This is a genomic window from Vreelandella vilamensis (genome assembly GCF_031451755.1).
Classification (GTDB): domain Bacteria; phylum Pseudomonadota; class Gammaproteobacteria; order Pseudomonadales; family Halomonadaceae; genus Vreelandella; species Vreelandella vilamensis.
Genome location: NZ_JARWAN010000025.1, coordinates 21,511 through 39,294, shown reverse-complemented (window position 1 = coordinate 39,294; position 17,784 = coordinate 21,511). Strand labels below are relative to the sequence as shown.

At 55.4% G+C, this 17,784-nt stretch carries 15 protein-coding genes; 5 read left to right on the top strand and 10 right to left on the bottom strand.

All coding sequences use genetic code 11. The features are described 5' to 3' along the window. Positions 1–162: 162 nt before the first annotated feature. From QC823_RS13655 to QC823_RS13640, 4 genes are all read right to left on the bottom strand, one after another. Positions 163–3,258: a molybdopterin dinucleotide binding domain-containing protein gene (locus QC823_RS13655; protein ID WP_309656902.1), complete on the bottom strand. Its 3,096-nt coding sequence runs from the start codon at positions 3,256–3,258 to the stop codon at positions 163–165. Then, on the bottom strand, positions 3,251–4,432 hold the full coding sequence (gene nrfD / locus QC823_RS13650) for an NrfD/PsrC family molybdoenzyme membrane anchor subunit (RefSeq protein ID WP_309656901.1): 1,182 nt from the start codon (positions 4,430–4,432) through the stop codon (positions 3,251–3,253). The genes QC823_RS13655 and nrfD overlap by 8 nt, the downstream gene beginning before the upstream one ends. After that, on the bottom strand, positions 4,416–5,192 hold the full coding sequence (dsrO, locus tag QC823_RS13645) for a sulfate reduction electron transfer complex DsrMKJOP subunit DsrO (protein ID WP_309656900.1): 777 nt from the start codon (positions 5,190–5,192) through the stop codon (positions 4,416–4,418). The genes nrfD and dsrO overlap by 17 nt, the downstream gene beginning before the upstream one ends. 224 nt (positions 5,193–5,416) lie before the next feature. After that, positions 5,417–5,698 (bottom strand): XRE family transcriptional regulator, encoded by a 282-nt coding sequence (locus QC823_RS13640; RefSeq protein WP_309656899.1) that lies wholly within the window; start codon positions 5,696–5,698, stop codon positions 5,417–5,419. Between the two features lie 172 nt (positions 5,699–5,870). Between QC823_RS13640 and purE the strand changes: the two genes are divergently transcribed. The 4 genes from purE to QC823_RS13620 all read left to right on the top strand — a co-directional run bounded on the left by purE (position 5,871) and on the right by QC823_RS13620 (position 11,340). Continuing rightward, positions 5,871–6,380 (top strand): 5-(carboxyamino)imidazole ribonucleotide mutase, encoded by a 510-nt coding sequence (purE, locus tag QC823_RS13635; protein ID WP_309656898.1) that lies wholly within the window; start codon positions 5,871–5,873, stop codon positions 6,378–6,380. Positions 6,381–6,391: 11 nt separating this feature from the next. Continuing rightward, on the top strand, positions 6,392–7,507 hold the full coding sequence (locus tag QC823_RS13630) for a 5-(carboxyamino)imidazole ribonucleotide synthase (RefSeq protein WP_309656897.1): 1,116 nt from the start codon (positions 6,392–6,394) through the stop codon (positions 7,505–7,507). 248 nt (positions 7,508–7,755) lie between these two features. Further along, complete coding sequence (locus QC823_RS13625; RefSeq protein ID WP_309656896.1) at positions 7,756–9,354, top strand: sensor domain-containing diguanylate cyclase; 1,599 nt, start codon at positions 7,756–7,758, stop codon at positions 9,352–9,354. Between the two features lie 225 nt (positions 9,355–9,579). Further along, positions 9,580–11,340 carry a putative bifunctional diguanylate cyclase/phosphodiesterase gene (locus QC823_RS13620; protein WP_309656895.1) on the top strand — a complete coding sequence of 587 codons (1,761 nt, stop codon included), beginning with the start codon at positions 9,580–9,582 and terminating at the stop codon, positions 11,338–11,340. Positions 11,341–11,429: 89 nt separating this feature from the next. Here the strand turns inward: QC823_RS13620 and QC823_RS13615 are convergent, their stop codons facing one another. The 5 genes from QC823_RS13615 to QC823_RS13595 all read right to left on the bottom strand — a co-directional run bounded on the left by QC823_RS13615 (position 11,430) and on the right by QC823_RS13595 (position 15,812). After that, positions 11,430–12,197 (bottom strand): transporter substrate-binding domain-containing protein, encoded by a 768-nt coding sequence (locus QC823_RS13615; RefSeq protein ID WP_309656912.1) that lies wholly within the window; start codon positions 12,195–12,197, stop codon positions 11,430–11,432. A 235-nt stretch (positions 12,198–12,432) separates the two neighbouring features. After that, positions 12,433–13,161, bottom strand: coding sequence for an ABC transporter permease (locus QC823_RS13610; protein WP_309656894.1), 729 nt, complete (start codon positions 13,159–13,161; stop codon positions 12,433–12,435). Then, a complete protein-coding gene (locus tag QC823_RS13605) occupies positions 13,161–13,865 on the bottom strand; it encodes an ABC transporter permease (protein ID WP_309656893.1) in 705 nt (234 codons plus the stop codon). The genes QC823_RS13610 and QC823_RS13605 overlap by 1 nt, the downstream gene beginning before the upstream one ends. A 34-nt stretch (positions 13,866–13,899) precedes the next feature. Continuing rightward, positions 13,900–14,670: an ABC transporter ATP-binding protein gene (locus QC823_RS13600; protein ID WP_309656892.1), complete on the bottom strand. Its 771-nt coding sequence runs from the start codon at positions 14,668–14,670 to the stop codon at positions 13,900–13,902. Positions 14,671–14,813: 143 nt separating this feature from the next. Continuing rightward, on the bottom strand, positions 14,814–15,812 hold the full coding sequence (locus tag QC823_RS13595) for a succinylglutamate desuccinylase (protein WP_309656891.1): 999 nt from the start codon (positions 15,810–15,812) through the stop codon (positions 14,814–14,816). Between the two features lie 124 nt (positions 15,813–15,936). Between QC823_RS13595 and wrbA the strand changes: the two genes are divergently transcribed. Beyond that, positions 15,937–16,536, top strand: coding sequence for an NAD(P)H:quinone oxidoreductase (gene wrbA, locus QC823_RS13590; RefSeq protein WP_309656890.1), 600 nt, complete (start codon positions 15,937–15,939; stop codon positions 16,534–16,536). A 70-nt stretch (positions 16,537–16,606) separates the two neighbouring features. Here the strand turns inward: wrbA and QC823_RS13585 are convergent, their stop codons facing one another. Next, positions 16,607–17,680 carry a tartrate dehydrogenase gene (locus tag QC823_RS13585; RefSeq protein ID WP_309656889.1) on the bottom strand — a complete coding sequence of 358 codons (1,074 nt, stop codon included), beginning with the start codon at positions 17,678–17,680 and terminating at the stop codon, positions 16,607–16,609. Positions 17,681–17,784 lie beyond the last annotated feature (104 nt).

The window sequence follows — 17,784 nt, the reverse complement described above, 5'->3', positions numbered from 1 at the left end:
GATCGTTTTGGCTTCGGGCGGGGTTGTTATTGCTCCTTAAGCATGGCTTTCAAAACATTATTCGCCAAAGGCTCGGCACAAAAAACGGCCCCAGAGCGCATTAGGTGAACTGCGTTCTGGAGCCGTTTGTCTTAGCGTCCCGCTAAGGCGTCTGCGCTTTCATCAGGCGCGGCTGACTTTTATCGGCAGCCCCTGGCGCACGCTGGCGCCGCTGATGGGTTCAAGCCAGGTGCCATCGACGTTGCGAGTTGGGTCTTTGAAACCCAGATCGTTGATATTAATCCCCGCGCGCATCCACGGCATATCAGGCTGGGACTCCCCGTCGATCACATGCGGCGTGGCGCCAAGGTCGCGGTGGCCGTAGCCGTGCTCGATACCTAACGAACCCGGCATCACGCTTTCGCTCACCAGTGCTAGCCCAATCACGCTACCGCCGGGGCTTTCGATGCGAATGGTGTCACCGTGGGCGATGCCGAAGCGCTCGGCGTCTTGGCGGTGCATTTTTACCGGGTTATAAGGCTTGATCATACGCAGCCGCTCGTTGCCGATGGCGTAGGAGTTCATCAAGTTCGACTTGAATGAGAACGCCAGCAGCGGCCAGTCTTCTTCGGTGAATACTTCACGCATAGTCTGCTTGTTCGCCAGAAGCGGCAGACTGTGATAGGGCACACCACGATTAGGCTTGCCGCTAGTGGTGTCGATACTGGTGCCCACGGTTTCGTTGTAAATGCAGAGTGTGCGGCGCCAGGCATTTGTTAACCGGTCGCCTTTGAAGTAATCGTTAAAATCTTCAAAGCGTCCGCCCCGCGCATACAGATAAGCCACGCGGCCGCGCTCTTCGGGCTTTAAAGCGCGCTCAATTTTGGGCAGCAAAGGCGCGATACCGCTGTGGGCAATATCGGCATCGTCAGCTTCCGGCAGGGGGTCGTTTTGAAAGGCAATATTGGCCGCGGCGCGCAAGTAGTAATCTTCGGCGCGGTTGAGCGGGTGCAGGTTACCCTCGGCATCAGGGATGGCGTCATCGCCGAAGCCGGCAAGTCCCAAACGCTTGGCGACGGCAATAAAGAAGCTATCCAGCGAGACTGGCTCGCCCTCGGCGCTTTTTTGCTGGCGCGGTTCCACTACCGGCCAGCAGGCAGTGGTCATCTTGCCTAATGCGCCTTTCCATGCCCCGGTAAAGCCCCATACCTCGTACATTACCGAGTCCGGCACGATGTAGTCGGCGTAGCGATTGGTCTCGTTGATAAAGCCATCGACCGCAACGAATAACCCGAGGCGTTTGGGGTCCTTGAGTTTATCGGCAATCAGCGCTTCGAGCCCTGCCTGGCCGTAGATCGGGTTGGCCATGCAGCCAATCACCGCTTTGATCGGGTAAGGATAGCCGTCAAGCGCTGAAGGCAAGTGCTCGGTGAGCGTTGGCGGCGCGAAAGAGCGCCACGGTGCTTTGGCGGGATAGGGGGATTCCCCGGCGGCGACTTTGCGCTGGTATTCTGATGACTTCTCGTAGGGGAAGCGCGAGCGGGAGAGAAAAACGCCTTGCGGGCCGCGTTTGCCGGGAAAATTAGCCAGATCATAACGCGGGCCTGCGCCGGTACCGTTGAAGGAGCCGCCGCCTTCGGCGCTGCCGCCTTTCATGTTGTAATTGCCCGCCAGCAAGTTGAGCATCTGCACGCCGAACGCGGCGTAGAAGCCGTTGCCGGACATCATGCCCCCGTGGCAGTTCACCGCAGCGCGGCGTCCGTGCTTAGCAAAACGGGTGGCCAGCTCGACAATGGTGGCTTCCGGTATGCCACAGTGCTCGGCGTAGGTGGCAAGGTCATACTCGTTCGCCGCGTCACGCAGTAAGGTCATGCTGCTTTTGACGCGCACACGCTCGCCATCTGCCAACGCGACGTCGCGATCGACAAAAAGCTCGGCGGCCATCACGTCTTCGCTGTTAGTGAGCTCGCCAGCCGTCATCACCATGGGGGCGTCATTGTCGCTTCCGGCGTCAGCCAGGCCAAGGTCGCTGGCGCGTAGAAAGTGACCGCGGCGGGGGTGATCCTTGCTGTCGATGACTAAGTGCGTGGCATTGGAGTGGGTCGCCTCGCCGGCGGCATCGGCGGCGGCTTTACCCGGTAGTTCTAAAAATGCCTTAGCATAGCCTTGGTGATTTAATAGCCATTGAATCACGCCCATGGCAAAGGCACTGTCGGTACCCGGTGTGATCGGCACCCAGCGATTATGATCATCCGCGTGCGAGGCAGCGGCATTCAAGCCGGGATCGATCACCACGTATTCAAGCGTGCCCGCAGCGCGCGCTTGGGCAATCAACCGCCCTTGGCGCTTGAACGGGTTGCCGGCCTGGCTGGGCGCGGTGCCGATGTACATAATAAAGCGTGCATGCTGAATATCTGGCTTCACGTGAGCGTTTTTGGCGAAATCGTTCATTACCGCGCCCGAGCCCATGCGAAAGGCCAGGCCACAATAGGAGCCGTGGTGGCCGTAGTTGCGGGTGGCGAAGGCGTTGAAAGCGAAGCGTTTGAGCAGGCTTGAGCGGCCGTAATCGGTCGCTTCCATCACCATCAGCTGGTTGGCCTTGGGGCCGTACTCGGGGTTTTCCGGGTCAATCAGCGTGTCGTGGTCGTGGATAGCACGCAGGCCGTCAACATGGCCTTCACCAAACAGATCGCCTCCCTCGCAGATCTCCTCGATCAGCTGCTCAAACGAGATTTTTTGCCAGCGTCGCTCGCCTCGGCCGCCCACACGCTTGAGGCAGTGGTCAACACGAAAGGGGTTGTCCAGCTGGCTCATCATGGCGTTGCCGCGTGCGCAGGCGGTGGAGCGGTTGGTCTGGCCTTGATCAGCGTAGGCGCTGACGCTACGCAGCGCATCAACCACCGGCGTGCGCATGGGCAGTTGCTCGTCGGCAGAAAGTGGGTGGTAAGGATTGCCAGCGACACGCAGCACTTTATCGCTGGTGTTATCGATGCGTACTCGCACGCCGCACTTAGTGGTGCAGCCGTAGCAAATGGTAAAGGCGGTGCGTTGATCCGGGTTGAGGGTTAGCTCACCGCTATCCAGGTCGACGCGATATTCCGGCGCAAGCGAGTTGCCATGAATGGGGTGGTTGGGCGTTTCCCCGGCGCTGCCGGTGGTACCTTTGGCCAGCTTCATCAGCGGGTCGGCGTAACCAGCAACAAAGGTGGCAGCGCCCCCAGCGGCTGCAGCGCCTTTAAGAAAGCGACGACGTGACGAATTCACGGAAGACTTAGCCATGGTGGACGGCTCCTTTGACAGCAGCGTGATCAGAATCGTTAACGGGGTTAGCTGGGGCATGGCCGCCTTGCTGTGCGTGGCGCCAGGGGATAAAGAGGTCAATGACCAGAACCGCCGCTAACCACAGGCCGAAGGTGCCAACAATGCCGAGCAGCCCGGATGAGCCGGCAGGAATGCCATAGTGATGAAAGCCGGCGCTATGACGCGCAACGGTTTGTACGTCCATCAGTACCACCCAGCGGAACATCCACCCCATGTGAATGGCGAAGAGGCCCACAAGCCAAGACCAATGCAATAGCGAGCGTTGCTGATCCCCACGGCGCGTTAGCATCCATAGCACAACACCTAACAATAAGACCCCTGATAGTAATCCCCATAGCGCGGTATTACGCCAAGAGGGGCTGTGGCGAACAGATTCCAGTGCGGCGGCGACCGAGCCAACATTGGCATTGATACCGTCGAGCAACCAGGTCAGCGCTATCAGTCCGGCAATTGCACAGGCGCCTAATAAAACCTTTAACATTTGTGTGTTTGTGGCGTGCTCGCGGATACCGCTTACCCGGTTGAGCACGAGAAGCAACCCCGCCGCCGTAATAAAACCGGTGGCCACTAACATCGGCGGTAGCCACGCGGTATGCCAAAGCGGGCGCGCTTTGACGATGGCAAGTTCCGCGCCGGTGTAAAGCATGATGCCGCTGGAGAGCAGCAAAGCGACAAGCCCAACCAAGGCCACTAAGGCACGTGGGGTAGCGCCACTGCCGAACGCAAGTAGGCGCGCGATAAAACCGCGAATACCCGGCGCGTTACGGCTTTCCTGTAGCGCCGGGCGCCAAGCAAGCCAGGTGAGGGCCAGCACACTAACCACATAAAGCGGCAGAATCAGGCTGCCAATCGACATCCACGAGCTGTCCGTGGCGTAGGCGTAGAAATGCCAGAAGCGCAGCGGCTGATGGAGATCCGCCAGCAGGGCCACCGGGGCGACAAGCGTGGTGGAGATGCAGGCTAACAATGCCAGCCGCGCGGTAGGTAGCCACGCTTTTTTGCCAAGCACCAGCGCAGGAGCGGCGAGCCACAGCGTGGCGTAGGAGAGCGCGATCATAAAAAAGTACTGCACCGCCCAGGGGTACCAAGCGATATCGTAGCGTGGGGCGAGTAGCTCAATGGTGGAATTCATAGCCCATCTCCTGACCTTGTGGGTCTAACACTTCTAAGGCAACCGGCTCAGCATTCGGGCGCGTGACAAAGCGCTCGTCCATACCGAGATAGAAGACCTGGGGCACGGTGTTTTTTTCCGGCTGTAACACCATCAGCTCATCACGGTAGTCGGCGATCATGCGGCTAATCTGACTTTCTGGGTTACGCATATCGCCGATGATCCGCGCGCCGCCCACACAACTTTCAACACACGCAGGCAATAAGCCGGCTTCTAAGCGGTGAGCGCAGAACGTGCACTTATCAGCGGTTTGGGTTTTATCGTTGATAAAACGGGCGTCATAAGGGCAGGCGTTGACGCAGTAGGCGCAGCCGACACAGCGGTCGCTATCCACTACCACGATGCCGTCGCGCTGTTGATAAGTTGCTTCAACCGGGCAAACGGGGACGCAAGGCGGATTCTCACAGTGATTGCACAGCCTGGGCAGCATAAAGGTGGCGAGTTCGCCGTTCTCTTGATTCTCGACTTCATATTGCGCCACGGTGGTGCGAAATTTACCCAGCGGGGCGTCGTTTTCGATATGGCACGACACCGTACACGCCTGGCAACCGATGCACTGACGCAGGTCAATCAGCATGCCGTAGCGTTTATTGGGGTCGCCTTCACGGCGAAGCGGCTGTTGATTAATGCCAGCTTGGGCAACGCTTGCCAGCGGCACGAATGCCGCTCCCGCACTGAGGCGGGCGAGTTGACCAAGTAGCGAGCGGCGGATGGGATCCATAGCGCCTCCTGAACGTTGCAGAGGATCGCTCTGCGGGGTGAAACGTTGGGTTAGCGTTCAGGATAGGGGGTGTGACGTAGACAAAAGTTGATACGCATCAATAGCTTATGCCGGGTTTTTTAATGCTCCCTTAATCTTGTGAGTAAGAGGTTGATTGCTAACAAAAAAAGCCAACCGCATGGCGGTTGGCTTTTACCCGATGAGGGGCTCTTTTTCAGGGCGCGTTAATGCAGTGGCGCCTCCGTCTCTAATGTGCGACGCAAATCGTAGAGTTCTTCTACGTTAAGGTGCTCAAGTCTTCCGGCGAGAAGATCGCTGACCTTCTGCACCGGTAGACCCGCCCGTCGAGCAATGTCACGGCTGCCGAGATCGGAGACGGCGATAAGGCGGATAATAATACGCATTAGACGCGTACGTTTTTCTAACTCCCTGACGTCAAGTTCGTCAGGGCAGCTTCGCGGAGGGTCAGTCAATTCCGCATTTGCATATGAGCGTGCCGTACTCATGAGGCTCCATCAGGTCTGAAATGACATCGATACAATGCCGCTTAGTGTCAGGCTTTTCAATACCTGTGAGCGGTAAATTTGATGTTCTTTGAAAGCGCCCGCATGGGGGTGTGCTCTGGTAGACTATCGGCCTTATTTTTAACGTGGCGTTAAAATCGCCGAGGAGTCAAAAATGTCGTCAAACAGCGCGCCCAAAGTGGGGGTGATTATGGGATCTAAATCGGATTGGCCTGTCATGGAGCATGCCGCTGCCATGCTCGATCGGCTAGGCGTGGCGTATGAAACGCGCGTGGTGTCGGCGCACCGCACACCCGATCTACTGTTTGATTACGCTAAAGGCGCGGCTGAGCGAGGGCTACAGGTCATTGTCGCCGGTGCCGGTGGTGCCGCGCACTTGCCGGGTATGGTGGCTTCGCAAACGCCGTTGCCTGTGTTGGGTGTGCCGGTGGAGTCGAAGGCGTTGAAAGGGCTCGACTCACTGCTTTCTATTGCGCAAATGCCCGGTGGTATCGCCGTGGGAACCTTGGCGATTGGCAAAGCGGGCGCGACCAACGCCGGTTTGCTGGCCGCGCAAATCGTGGGCTTGCAAGACCCCGCCGTGCGCGAGGCCGTCGACGCATTCCGGGCGGAACAAACTCGCACCGTGCTCGATAACCCTGACCCGCGCCCTGACGCAGAATAAAGGAGGCGACTATGAATATTGGCGTCTTAGGCGCAGGCCAACTCGGGCGTATGCTGGCGCTAGCGGGTTATCCGCTGGGCAACCGCTTCACCTTTTTGGATACCACCGGCAAGCCGAGCGCCGGTATCGGTGACGTGATCATTGACCCTGATAACCAGCATTTAGCGGAGTTTCTCGCTAACGTCGATGTCGTGACGTACGAGTTCGAGCATCTGCCGGTCACGCTTGTGCGCGAAATCGAAAAGCACAAACCGGTCTACCCCAGCAGTCGTGCCATTGAGGTATGCCAAAACCGCGTGGAAGAGAAAGCGCTGTTTGATCGGCTGAACATTCCCACGCCGGCGTATCGTGTGGTGGAAAGCGCCGAGCAACTAGAGGCTGCCGCCCGCGAGCTGGGCTGCCCAGTGGTGGCGAAATCGGTCACCGAAGGCTACGACGGTAAAGGCCAAGCCGTGCTGAAAACGCCGTCCCAGGCGCGTGAGGCGTGGGCTAGCATCAATCATACGCAACTCATTGTTGAAGCTTTCGTCGATTTTGCCCGTGAAGTCTCGATGATTGCTGTGCGAGGCCGTGACGGCGAGGTCAAGTTCTACCCTATGGCGGAAAACCAGCACGTTGACGGCATTTTGCGCTACTCGGTGGCGCCACTTCCGGACCTTGACGCGGCGGTACAGCAGACAGCGGATAATTACATTCGCGCGCTGCTTGATGAGCTCGACTATGTGGGCGTGCTGGCGCTGGAGCTGTTTCAGACCCGCGATGGTAGCTTGTTAGCCAACGAGATGGCGCCGCGTGTCCACAATTCCGGCCATTGGACCATGAACGGTGCGGTCACCAGCCAATTTGAAAATCACTTACGCGCGGTGCAAGGCTTGCCGCTGGGTGACACAAGTGCCATCGCGCCGACCTGCATGGTGAATGTGATCGGCCGAGAGCCGCAAAGCGCCGAGGTGCTGCGTATCGAAAACGCGCACCTGCACCGCTACGACAAGAGTGAACGGGCCGGGCGCAAGCTGGCGCACATCAATCTCGTGGCTAGCAGCCACGCGGAATTGCTCAACCGAGTTCAGGCGTGCGCGGCTTTGCTACCCGATGCCCCGGCACCTGCCTTTCATTTTGTGCCCTAACGAGCATGTCGTTGGCATTTGCTTCTGTTTTGCGCTAAACATAGTTGACTATCTGGTCAAGCCGACTGAGGGGCGGCTTGAATTGTCTAATGTGTTTTGAATGAGAAGTTTTGGCTGAGATGTTCGACTTAAACATTTTTTCTGAAGGCCTATCGTCTTTGGTATAAAACTTTTAGCTTTTGGTATAAAACAATAAGCATTGATCGAATATTAGCGTCGGATGTCAGTGCATAAAAAACGGAGTTTGTATGCCTAACGCTTTATTCACTGCGACAGCGTCAGGGTTGCGCAGTGATTTTCGCCGTGACCACCATGTCACGCTCAAGCGGCTTCGTAGTGAAAAAGTGTGCCTACTGTACGACAAGTTTTGGCAGCCGGTGCTGACTAGCGTAATCGCGGCAATTTTGCTGGTAGCCGCGATGTGGCCGGTCGTGTCAGCGGAGATATTGCTAGGCTGGTTGGGTGCAGTGGCCTTGGTGTCTGCGCTCCGTTTGGGTATTGCGTACCGCTACCATCAACTGCCTGTCATGCAGCAGCAATGCAAGCGCTGGCTGTGGCGGTTCAGTGCCGGAGCCATCGCCGCTGGCTGCGTGTGGGGAGCGGGAAGCTGGTTACTGTTTACGCCGCAACACAGCAGCCAAGTCGCGGCACTTGCTATTGTGATGGCGGGTATTGCCGCAGGAGGCGTGATTACGCTTTCCGCTGTGTGGTGGGTGGCGCTTGGGTTTGTGCTGCCTATTATGCTGCCCCTTTTAGTGCAGTTTTTCTTGCTTGGTACGCCCCTGGCACTGTTGATTGGAACAATGCTTGTGCTTTTTTTGGGGCTCATCGTGGTGGCCAGCCAGCGCTTTAGCCGCATTATTCACGACAATATTGCCCTGCGCGTTAGCATGGCAGCGCGTGAAGCCATGCTCTTAGAGAGTGAAAACCGCTACCGCTCGATCTTTAACCATTCACCCCTTGGGGTGCTGCATTTTGACTGCGATGGACGAGTGACCGACTGCAACGACAAGTTGCTAACAATTCTGGGCGTGGAGCGCGGGCAGATGATGGGGTACTGCATGCTGTCGTCTTCAGCCGACGAAGGCGTGACTAAAGGGGTGCATGATGCCTTATCCCAGGGCACAGGCTACTACGAAGGCACTTACGTATTACCCAACGCTGAGCAGGGCACGCCCTTGCGAGCCTTCTTCAATGCCGTCCATAGTGCGGGCGATGAGAAAGTCGGTGGCGTGGCGATCATCGAAGACTTTACCGAGCGTAAGCGCTACGAGGCGATTATTTACCGCCAAGCCTACTACGATGCGCTGACCGACATGCCTAATCGGCGGCTATTTATTGAGCGCCTTGAGTCGCTATGGCATTCGCCAACGCCATGCCGTGGCATGCTGATGTTTCTGGACTTGGATCGCTTCAAGTTGATCAATGATACGTTAGGGCATGCCGCCGGAGATGATTTGCTGGTACAAGTCGCCCGCCGGCTGGATGACTGTCTCGGCGGGGAAGACATTGCCGCGCGGTTAAGCGGCGATGAGTTTGTGCTGCTCGTGCGTTTTGATAATGCTTTAGACAATACCGTCATTGAGGCTCACTCCATGGCTTATGCCGAGCGTGTGCAGTTGGCGCTTTCCGCGCCGTATCGTCTGGAGAGCCGCTGGGTCGATGTTACGCCGAGTATCGGGTACACCTGTATCAACAGTGCCAAATGTGATCACGAAGAAGCACTCAAACAGGCGGACATTGCTATGTACCGGGCGAAAAGCGCTGGACGTGACCGCATGTGCCGTTATCAGCCCGAGATGCGCGATGATTTTCAGCGCGATGCCGAGCGGGATACCACGCCTTAGCGTTAACGCTTTGCCAGCCTATGTTTTAGGCATACTGCTAATTTCTTTTAGTGAGGGCTCTAGCGTCAACGGGGTTGATCTGCGAAGCTTGCCTGTATGTGTATCTTAAGACATCCGGATTAAACGATAAGTAAAAGAGTTTCTAGAATCGGTCCTATGTGACTCAGCTCGGCCGTTGGTCCTAATGGGCTATTGGTTCCTGGGGAAATGCTAGGAGGCAAGACAATGCCAGAAAAACGTGGCCACAAAACTCCTCTTTCCTCAACGAAGAGCGATACATACCCGCTAATGGCTGACTCAAGAAGTGTGCAGAATTTCTATGAGTTGATTGAAAACCTGCCAATGGTCGCAGTACAAGGCTATAACAAAAAACGCGAAGTCATTTATTGGAATGAAGCAAGCCGGCGTCTTTATGGCTATACCCGGGAAGAAGCACAGGGAGAGTTACTGGAAGACTTGATTATCCCCAAGCATATGCGCGAAGGCGTCATTGCGGCTCACCAAAATTGGATACATAACAATATTGGCATTCCCGCAGAGGAAATTGAGCTTGAGCACAAAGATGGTCACCTGGTCCCTGTGTATTCAAGCCATGTGATGATTAGGCAAGATACCGATGACTACGAAATGTTTTGCATTGATATCAGCCTGCAAGAACAAAAAAAGGCCAATGAAAAGCTACATAGGATGGCAAACTTTGACGATTTAACTCAATTGCCCAACAGAAGGTTAATGGAGTATGAGTTGTCAAAGTATCTTACCGTTGCAGAGCGACGGCCGAAGAGTGAAGTTGCTGTTGTGTTTATTGATTTGGACAATTTCAAGTTGATCAATGACACGCTTGGGCATCATTGTGGTGACGATCTTTTGCGAGAGGTTGCTGAGCGTCTTAAAAAAGAAATTCGTAGTGGCGATCTACTGAGCCGATTTGGTGGTGATGAGTTTGTATTGTTGTTATTTGATTTTGGTGAAAACGAGCGTATTTATGAACTCCTTCGGCGTTTGATTAATGTGCTAGATCGCGGGTTTATTCTGGATGACGTTCGTTATCAGGTAACGGCCAGTTTCGGTGTGAGCCTGTTTCCTGGGGATGGCTCAACAGTGGTAGAGCTTATGGGCAACGCTGATGCCGCGATGTACCAGGCGAAAGAATCGGGGAAAAACAGCATTTGTTTTTACACCTCAGATATTAATGATCGACTAGTTCATTATCAAGAAGTGACGGAACTGCTTCGACGCGCCCTCGATGCCGACAACCTACAACTTTATTTTCAGCCGCAAATTGATTTGCAAGACGGGGAAATACACTCCTGTGAGGCCTTGCTGCGATGTTTTGATGGAAATACACAACCGGTTTCTCCTTCTGTTTTTATTCCCATAGCGGAAAAGTTAGGGCTCATTAATCGTATTGGCGATTGGGTGATTGAAAAGGCCTGCAGACAGCTTAAAGCCTGGCAGGGGACAGCGCTTGAAAGAGTGCGCATTGACATTAATTTATCGGGTCGGCAACTGACCAATCAGCACTTAGCCGACTATATCCTGCAGACACTATATGACCATGATCTCTCTCCTTCTCAATTAGGCGTGGAACTGACAGAAAATGAAGTGATTGGTGTTGAAGGGGAGCAAATAAGGCAACTTAAGCGGCTGAAACAGGCGGGTGTGAATATTTCCATTGATGACTTTGGGACGGGGTATTCATCTCTGGTTTATTTGCGACATTTACCCGTTTGCAGCCTCAAGATTGATACAAACTTCCTTCACCATGCCATGGAAAATGAGAGTGATATGGCTATCTTGGAGGCCATCATTACGGTTGGGCACTGTCTTGATTTGACGGTGGTGGTGGAAGGCGTTGAAACAGATGATCAACATCGTTTGGTGAAAGAGTTGGGCTGTGATTTGGCGCAGGGGTTTCTTTACGCAAGACCTATGCCAGCCATTGAGATGCCGGTATTTCTGGCTGATAAGGGGTGGGCTAAGTAAGGAAAGTTGTCGCTGAAAAAAAGTGCGATTTGCCTGAAGTGCTCTCTATGAAACACACCTCCCCAGCGGGCTGGGGAGGTGTGTGTTACTTACTCTTCGCCGAAATAACGCTGGTGAATTTCGTCGTAAGTGCCGTCTTCTTGCAGCGTGTTAAGGGCCTCATTGAATTGCGCGGCGAGTGCTTCATCGCGCTGGCGGAAGGCGATACCAAAGCCATCGCCAAAGTACTCTTTCGGTTCGGTGATCATTTCGCCGATCACTTTGTAGTCGCGGTTCTCACTGTCGAGAAGCGTTGCTTTGCCCACCGGGTAGTCGAGGAAGAGAATGTCGAGTCGTTGGGCTTCCATATCGAGCACCATATCGTCAGCGGTGGCATAACGATTGACGTTAGCCACATTGCCGTACATGTCGGTGACGTAGTTGTCCTGGAGCGTACCGCGCTGAACGCCGATGGTGAGATCTTCAAGCGATGCTTCGGTGGTTTCTTCAAGTGCGCTGCCTGCTGGCGCAAACCAGGCAGAAGGCGGTGTGAAGTATGGCTCAGAGAAGAGTACTTGCTCACGGCGCTCATCATTGATGGTCATCGACGACATGATAGCGTCGTATTTGCGGGCCATTAGGCCAGGAATGATGCCGTCCCAGCCTTGCACTACCCATTCGCACTGAATACCGATTTCGGCGCATAGGGCGTTACCAAGATCGATATCGAAACCGGTCAACTCACCGTCAGGCGTGCGGTATTCCATCGGCTCGTAAGGCACGTCCACGCCGATGCGGATCTCATCGTAATCGCGCGCCTGGGCGCTGGTAGCGGCAACGGCTAAGCTGAGAACGGACAGTGACAGCACTTTTTTCACGGTGTTGCTTGGCATAAAGTGACTCATAAAATTTCTCCAAAAGTAATGGGTTCACCTAACGGTGAGCATCATCAATTTACCCGAGCTTTGCGTTGAGTCAAAGCCCAGCATACGAACAGACGCTTCGACAGGCTCAGCGCGAACGGCGCACCGCGCACCGCTTTACACGAACGACCGCCGGGTTAGCCTTAAACCGATCACCTTGAGCGTGTCGAAGGGGATCGAGGGAAGGGCATCACCCCATGGGCCGCAAATGGGCGAGTAGCTTTTTCTCCAAGTAGCGAAAGAAGTAGAGAATCGCAAAGGTGAGGCACAGATAGATAGCTGCGACGAACAAAAATGCATCAAACGGGGCATAGAAACGCGCATAAACAAAACGCGCGGCACCGGTAAGGTCCATGATCGTCACCACGCTGGCAATGGCGCTGGCGTGGAGCATAAAAATCACCTCGTTGCCGTAGGCGGGCAGGGCGCGACGAAAAGCGCTGGGTATCACGATGCGTCGCAGGGTGAGCGCCGGGGACATGCCGTAGGCGCGAGCGGCTTCGATTTCCCCTTTGGGAGTCGCTTTAATGGCGCCATGAAAAATTTCGGTGGTGTAGGCGGCCGTGTTGAGGGTGAACGCAATTAAGGCAGGCACGAAGGGCTCTTTTAAAATCACCCAAAGCCAGGTTTCCTGAATGCCATCGACAAACACGACACCGTAGTAAATCAAATACAGCTGAATTAAAAGCGGCGTGCCGCGAAACACATAGGTGTAGGTAAAAATGGGCCACTTGATAAAGCGCCGTTTGGAGCCGCGACCAATGGCCAGCGGCACCGCGGCAACCAGCCCGATGAGCAGTGAGAGAAAAACGAGCTGAACGGTGGTGGTAAGCCCCTCGCCGTAATAGGAGAGCGTTTGCAGGGTAAAGATACTGTTCTCGGCGAGCAGCGCTTCCAGCCGGTTTAGCAATGCTTCCATTAGTCCGCCTCCCCATAGCCGATGTTATAGCGCTTTTGCAGGCGGGCAAACATCCATTCGGAAACGCTGGCGATTAAAAGGTAAATCACCGCGACGGTCATCATAAAGATAAACGGCTCGCGGGTGGCTTTCGACGCTTCAGCGGCGATGCGAACCATGTCCGATAGGCCGATGACCGAGACGAGTGCCGTGGTTTTGAGCAGTACCATCCAATTGTTGGAAAGCCCAGGCAGAGCGTGGCGCATCATCTGCGGAAAGCGAATACGCCGAAACACCAGCGCATCACTCATGCCGTAGGCTTTCCCCGCTTCAATTTGGCCTTGATCCACCGCCATAAACGCGCCGCGAAAAGTTTCGCCCATGTAGGCGCCAAAAATTAGCCCGATGGTCACCACCCCGGCGACAAAGGCGTTGATATTGATAAAGATATCGATATCAAACTCATAATAGAGAAAGTCAGTGATGACGTTGACGCCGATCTGGCCGCCAAAAAACAGCAGCATCATCAGCACGAGATCCGGCACGCCGCGAATCACCGTGGTGTAAAACGTGGCGATATGGTGCGCAAGCCAACTGCGCGACATTTTGGCACTGGCGGTCACAAGTCCCAGCACAATCGCCAGTGCCAACGCGAGCAGGGCGAGCGAAATCGTCACCCCCGCCCCCTCAAGCAAACGCGGGCCGTAACCGTGAAGGTCGAGCATGGTGAGCCTCACAAATCGTGTGGTTATTTAGCTGTCAGTATTTAGGCGCTAAAAACTGCTTTAAGCGCGGCGATTGCGGGTTGCCTAAGACATCGGCGGGTGCCCCTGACTCTTCCACCAAGCCTTGATGCAAGTAAATGACTTGGCTTGAAACGTCGCGGGCAAAGCTCATTTCATGGGTGACGACAATCATCGTGCGACCCTCGTCGGCAAGGTCGTGCATGACCTTGAGCACATCGCCGACCAGTTCCGGGTCAAGCGCGGATGTCGGCTCGTCGAACAGCATGACTTCCGGGTCCATGGCCAGCGCTCGGGCGATGGCGCCACGTTGCTGCTGCCCACCGGACATTTGCGCCGGGTAGGCGTCAGCGCGGTGAGAAAGCCCCACCCGCTCAAGCAGCGCATTGGCGTGTTCGATGGCCTCGCGTTTGGGTTTACCCAGTACGTAAATCGGCGCCTCGATGATATTTTCCAGAAGCGTCATGTGTGCCCACAGGTTAAAGCTTTGAAACACCATCGATAGCCGAGCGCGCATGCGCACGACCTGTTTCCAATCAGCTGGCTCGCGCCCACGCTTGGTGGTTTTAAAGCGCACTTCTTCGCCGTGAACGATCAAATCACCCTCGTCGGGTTGCTCTAATAAGTTCATGCAGCGCAAAAAAGTGCTTTTGCCTGAGCCGGAGGCGCCAATCAGCGTGATGACATCGCCTTTATGAGCTTGGAGAGACAGCCCTTTTAGGACTTCCGTTTCGCCAAAGCGCTTTTTTATATTGCGCACTTCAAGGGGTATTGGCGTTGTGGCCATAGCGAGGCTCCAAAACATTGGCTCTAAAACGTGAGCGCCAAGAACATAGGCTCCAAAAATGTGAGCGCCAAGAACGGGGACGGCTCAGCAAACGCGGTTACTCTAGTGAAATAGCAGCCGGCACGAAAAAGGGGGCGATTCTATCATTGATTTTCGTTATGTGGGGGTGTGCTCGATGTTACTAACAAGCCCGCCCGGGCGCCAATGTCTACGTCGGCGTTGGGAAAGACCACGTGCAGGGGCGTGTCATCAACGTAGATGTCTCCCTGCTGCCCGTCCTTTGCAAGAAGCGTGCCGGGGGCAAAGGCGGTGAAATTCGGCGTGTCATCGGCAAAGCAGAGGTGGAAATCCTCGGCTTGGCGCCTGATTTCGCGTGCTACGCGGAAAAATACCATGTGCTCGGGTGTGGCTTGCGCCGGGATTTGGCCGCTTGCTAATGCACTGAGTAGTGCGAGCATCGGCGCCAAGGCGGCGAGGTCATTATGACCAAAAGGGGCGACGCGCCCGAGTTCAAACGTGAACGCCTGCGCCCCGTGATAGTGCTTGCTGTAGCGAGAAAAGGTGTCGCTTGGCTCGCGTTGGTGCAACACGGCTTGCATATCGGCGGCGGCAAGCCAGCGCCACTGACGTGGCTCGGTGGCGGTGTCAGCATACGGCTCGACCACAAATCGCGGATATTGGCTAGCGCGAATGGCGGTGTGCATGTCGTAGTGCAGCGGGGGTAGCTTGGCATGGCGGGCGTAAAACGCATCCACGTGTGCCATCAGCTCGCGGGCACGAGCCGGCTCATGCCCGGTGGCGGATAAACCGCGCTCGAATAAACGATTAAGATTGGTCGTGATAAAGCGTTGACCAGCACGCAGCGCCGGCAAGTTACCGAGTATCACCAACACGGGGGCGCCCAGCGTTAACACGCCGGCTTCAATGCGCGCGAGCAGCTCACCGATAAGCTCGACCGGCGCGGTTTCATTGCCGTGAATCGCCGCGGAGAAAACGCAGGCCTGGGCGTTTTCGCTAGGGGTGAACGGCGTTAGCTCCAGCACGCCAGGGGCGAGCAGTGTGTAGTGGCCCGACGGAAGCGGGCCTTGGCGATGCGACGTCGGTGCGCCTTCAAGCGTCCAATCTAGCCATTCGCTCAGCATGGCAAGCTCCTGTGAAGTAATTCGATGTTCTCTGTCGAAAACATTCGCTTTTATCTGTTTGTGGGTTGGCTATTGTAAAGCACATACATTTTATTCAATAAAAACGTCTGTAAAGGAGTTAACGATGACAAAGGTATTGGTGCTTTACTACTCCATGTATGGTCACATCGACACCATGGCACACGCCGTGGCAGAAGGCGCGAAAAGCGTTGATAACGTCGAGGTGACCGTTAAGCGTGTGCCGGAAACCATGTCAGCCGATGCCTTCAAAAATGCCGGCGGCAAGCAGGATTTCACTACCCCGGAAGCCACGCCCCAGGAGCTGGCCGATTATGACGCCATTATCTTTGGCACGCCGACGCGTTTTGGCAACATGGCAGGCCAGATGCGTACCTTTTTCGATCAAACCGGTGGTCTTTGGGCAAGTGGTGCGCTACGCGGCAAGGTGGCGAGCGTGTTTACCTCCACGGGCACTGGTGGCGGCGACGAGCAGACCATTACCTCCACTTGGACTACGCTCGCCCACCACGGCATGGTGATTGTGCCCATCGGTTACGGCATTGATGAGCAGTTCGATATCTCCAAGGTAAGTGGCGGTACGCCCTATGGCGCAGCGACGATCGCCGGTGGCGATGGTGCGCGTCAACCGGATGAGCGTGAGCTGAAAATTGCGCGTTTTCAGGGCGAATTGGTTGCGAAAACAGCAGCAAAATTGGCTCACTGATTACCCGTTTATTGGGGCTTATTATGCTAAAAGCCTCGCCGGTAAAACTCGGCGAGGTTTTTTTATAGGGTTATCCGGCGATACGCTCTGCAATCGCCTTACCCAGGCTTTCCGTAGTGCCTTGGCCACCAACATCGGGGGTGAGAGCTTGGCTATCACCTGCGCTGAGCACTTCTTCAATGGCCGTGACCATCGCATCACCCGCTGCTTTATAACCCAAATGTTCCAGCATCATCGCGCCCGACCAGATTTGCCCAATGGGGTTGGCGATGCCTTTGCCGGCGATATCCGGCGCGCTGCCGTGGACCGGTTCAAATAGGCTCGGAAAGTTGCCTTCCGGGTTGATGTTGGCCGACGGCGCAATGCCGATAGTGCCAGTACACGCAGGCCCTAAATCAGAGAGAATATCGCCGAACAGGTTGCTACCCACCACTACATCAAACCAGTCTGGGTGCAGCACAAAATTGGCGGTTAAAATATCAATATGGAACTTATCCACGGCGATCTCTGGGTAGCTTTTCGCCATCTTCGCCACACGTTCATCCCAGTAGGGCATGGTGATCGAGATGCCGTTGGATTTGGTCGCCGAGGTAAGCTTTTTGCGCGGGCGCGTTTGTGCTAAATCAAAGGCGTATTTCAGCACGCGGTCGACGCCAGTCCGGGTCATTACCGTCTCTTGCATCACCACTTCGCGTTCGGTGCCTTCAAACATTTTGCCGCCGACGCTTGAATACTCACCTTCAGTATTTTCGCGCACCACGTAAAAGTCGATATCGCCCGGCGCGCGGCCTGCCAGTGGGCTTTTAATCCCCGGCATTAATTTACACGGGCGCAGGTTGATGTACTGATCAAACTGGCGGCGGAACTGCAAAAGCGAGCCCCACAGCGAGATGTGATCCGGCACCGTTGCTGGCCAACCCACCGCGCCGTAAAAGAGCGCGTCGAAATCCTTCAGTTGCTCAAACCAGTCGTCCGGCAGCATTTGGCCGTGTTCGAGGTAGTAATCGCAGCTGCCAAAGTCAAAGGTATGAAAGTCGAGATCAAGGTTGAAACGCTTGGCGGCGGCGTCGAGGGCGCGCACGCCTTCGGGCATGACTTCGTTACCGATACCGTCACCGGCTATGACAGCAATACGCTGTGACATGTCGCTCTCCTGAAGTGGATAAAGTAGCAATGGTTCGGACAGTTTCATGACGCGATAGCGCCGTAGTGGCACAACTCGTCAAAGTCGGGTCGGGATTTTAGACG

What these genes read in the sequence shown, in the direction of transcription:
- QC823_RS13605 (WP_309656893.1), bottom strand. Translation starts at nt 13,865, where the DNA reads ATGCTCGACCTTCACGGTTACGGCCCGCGTTTGCTTGAGGGGGCGGGG.
- QC823_RS13655 (WP_309656902.1), bottom strand. Translation starts at nt 3,258, where the DNA reads ATGGCTAAGTCTTCCGTGAATTCGTCACGTCGTCGCTTTCTTAAAGGC.
- QC823_RS13640 (WP_309656899.1), bottom strand. Translation starts at nt 5,698, where the DNA reads ATGAGTACGGCACGCTCATATGCAAATGCGGAATTGACTGACCCTCCG.
- QC823_RS13595 (WP_309656891.1), bottom strand. Translation starts at nt 15,812, where the DNA reads ATGCTGAGCGAATGGCTAGATTGGACGCTTGAAGGCGCACCGACGTCG.
- QC823_RS13625 (WP_309656896.1), top strand. Translation starts at nt 7,756, where the DNA reads ATGCCTAACGCTTTATTCACTGCGACAGCGTCAGGGTTGCGCAGTGAT.
- QC823_RS13630 (WP_309656897.1), top strand. Translation starts at nt 6,392, where the DNA reads ATGAATATTGGCGTCTTAGGCGCAGGCCAACTCGGGCGTATGCTGGCG.
- QC823_RS13610 (WP_309656894.1), bottom strand. Translation starts at nt 13,161, where the DNA reads ATGGAAGCATTGCTAAACCGGCTGGAAGCGCTGCTCGCCGAGAACAGT.
- purE (WP_309656898.1), top strand. Translation starts at nt 5,871, where the DNA reads ATGTCGTCAAACAGCGCGCCCAAAGTGGGGGTGATTATGGGATCTAAA.
- QC823_RS13620 (WP_309656895.1), top strand. Translation starts at nt 9,580, where the DNA reads ATGCCAGAAAAACGTGGCCACAAAACTCCTCTTTCCTCAACGAAGAGC.
- QC823_RS13585 (WP_309656889.1), bottom strand. Translation starts at nt 17,680, where the DNA reads ATGTCACAGCGTATTGCTGTCATAGCCGGTGACGGTATCGGTAACGAA.
- QC823_RS13600 (WP_309656892.1), bottom strand. Translation starts at nt 14,670, where the DNA reads ATGGCCACAACGCCAATACCCCTTGAAGTGCGCAATATAAAAAAGCGC.
- dsrO (WP_309656900.1), bottom strand. Translation starts at nt 5,192, where the DNA reads ATGGATCCCATCCGCCGCTCGCTACTTGGTCAACTCGCCCGCCTCAGT.
- nrfD (WP_309656901.1), bottom strand. Translation starts at nt 4,432, where the DNA reads ATGAATTCCACCATTGAGCTACTCGCCCCACGCTACGATATCGCTTGG.
- wrbA (WP_309656890.1), top strand. Translation starts at nt 15,937, where the DNA reads ATGACAAAGGTATTGGTGCTTTACTACTCCATGTATGGTCACATCGAC.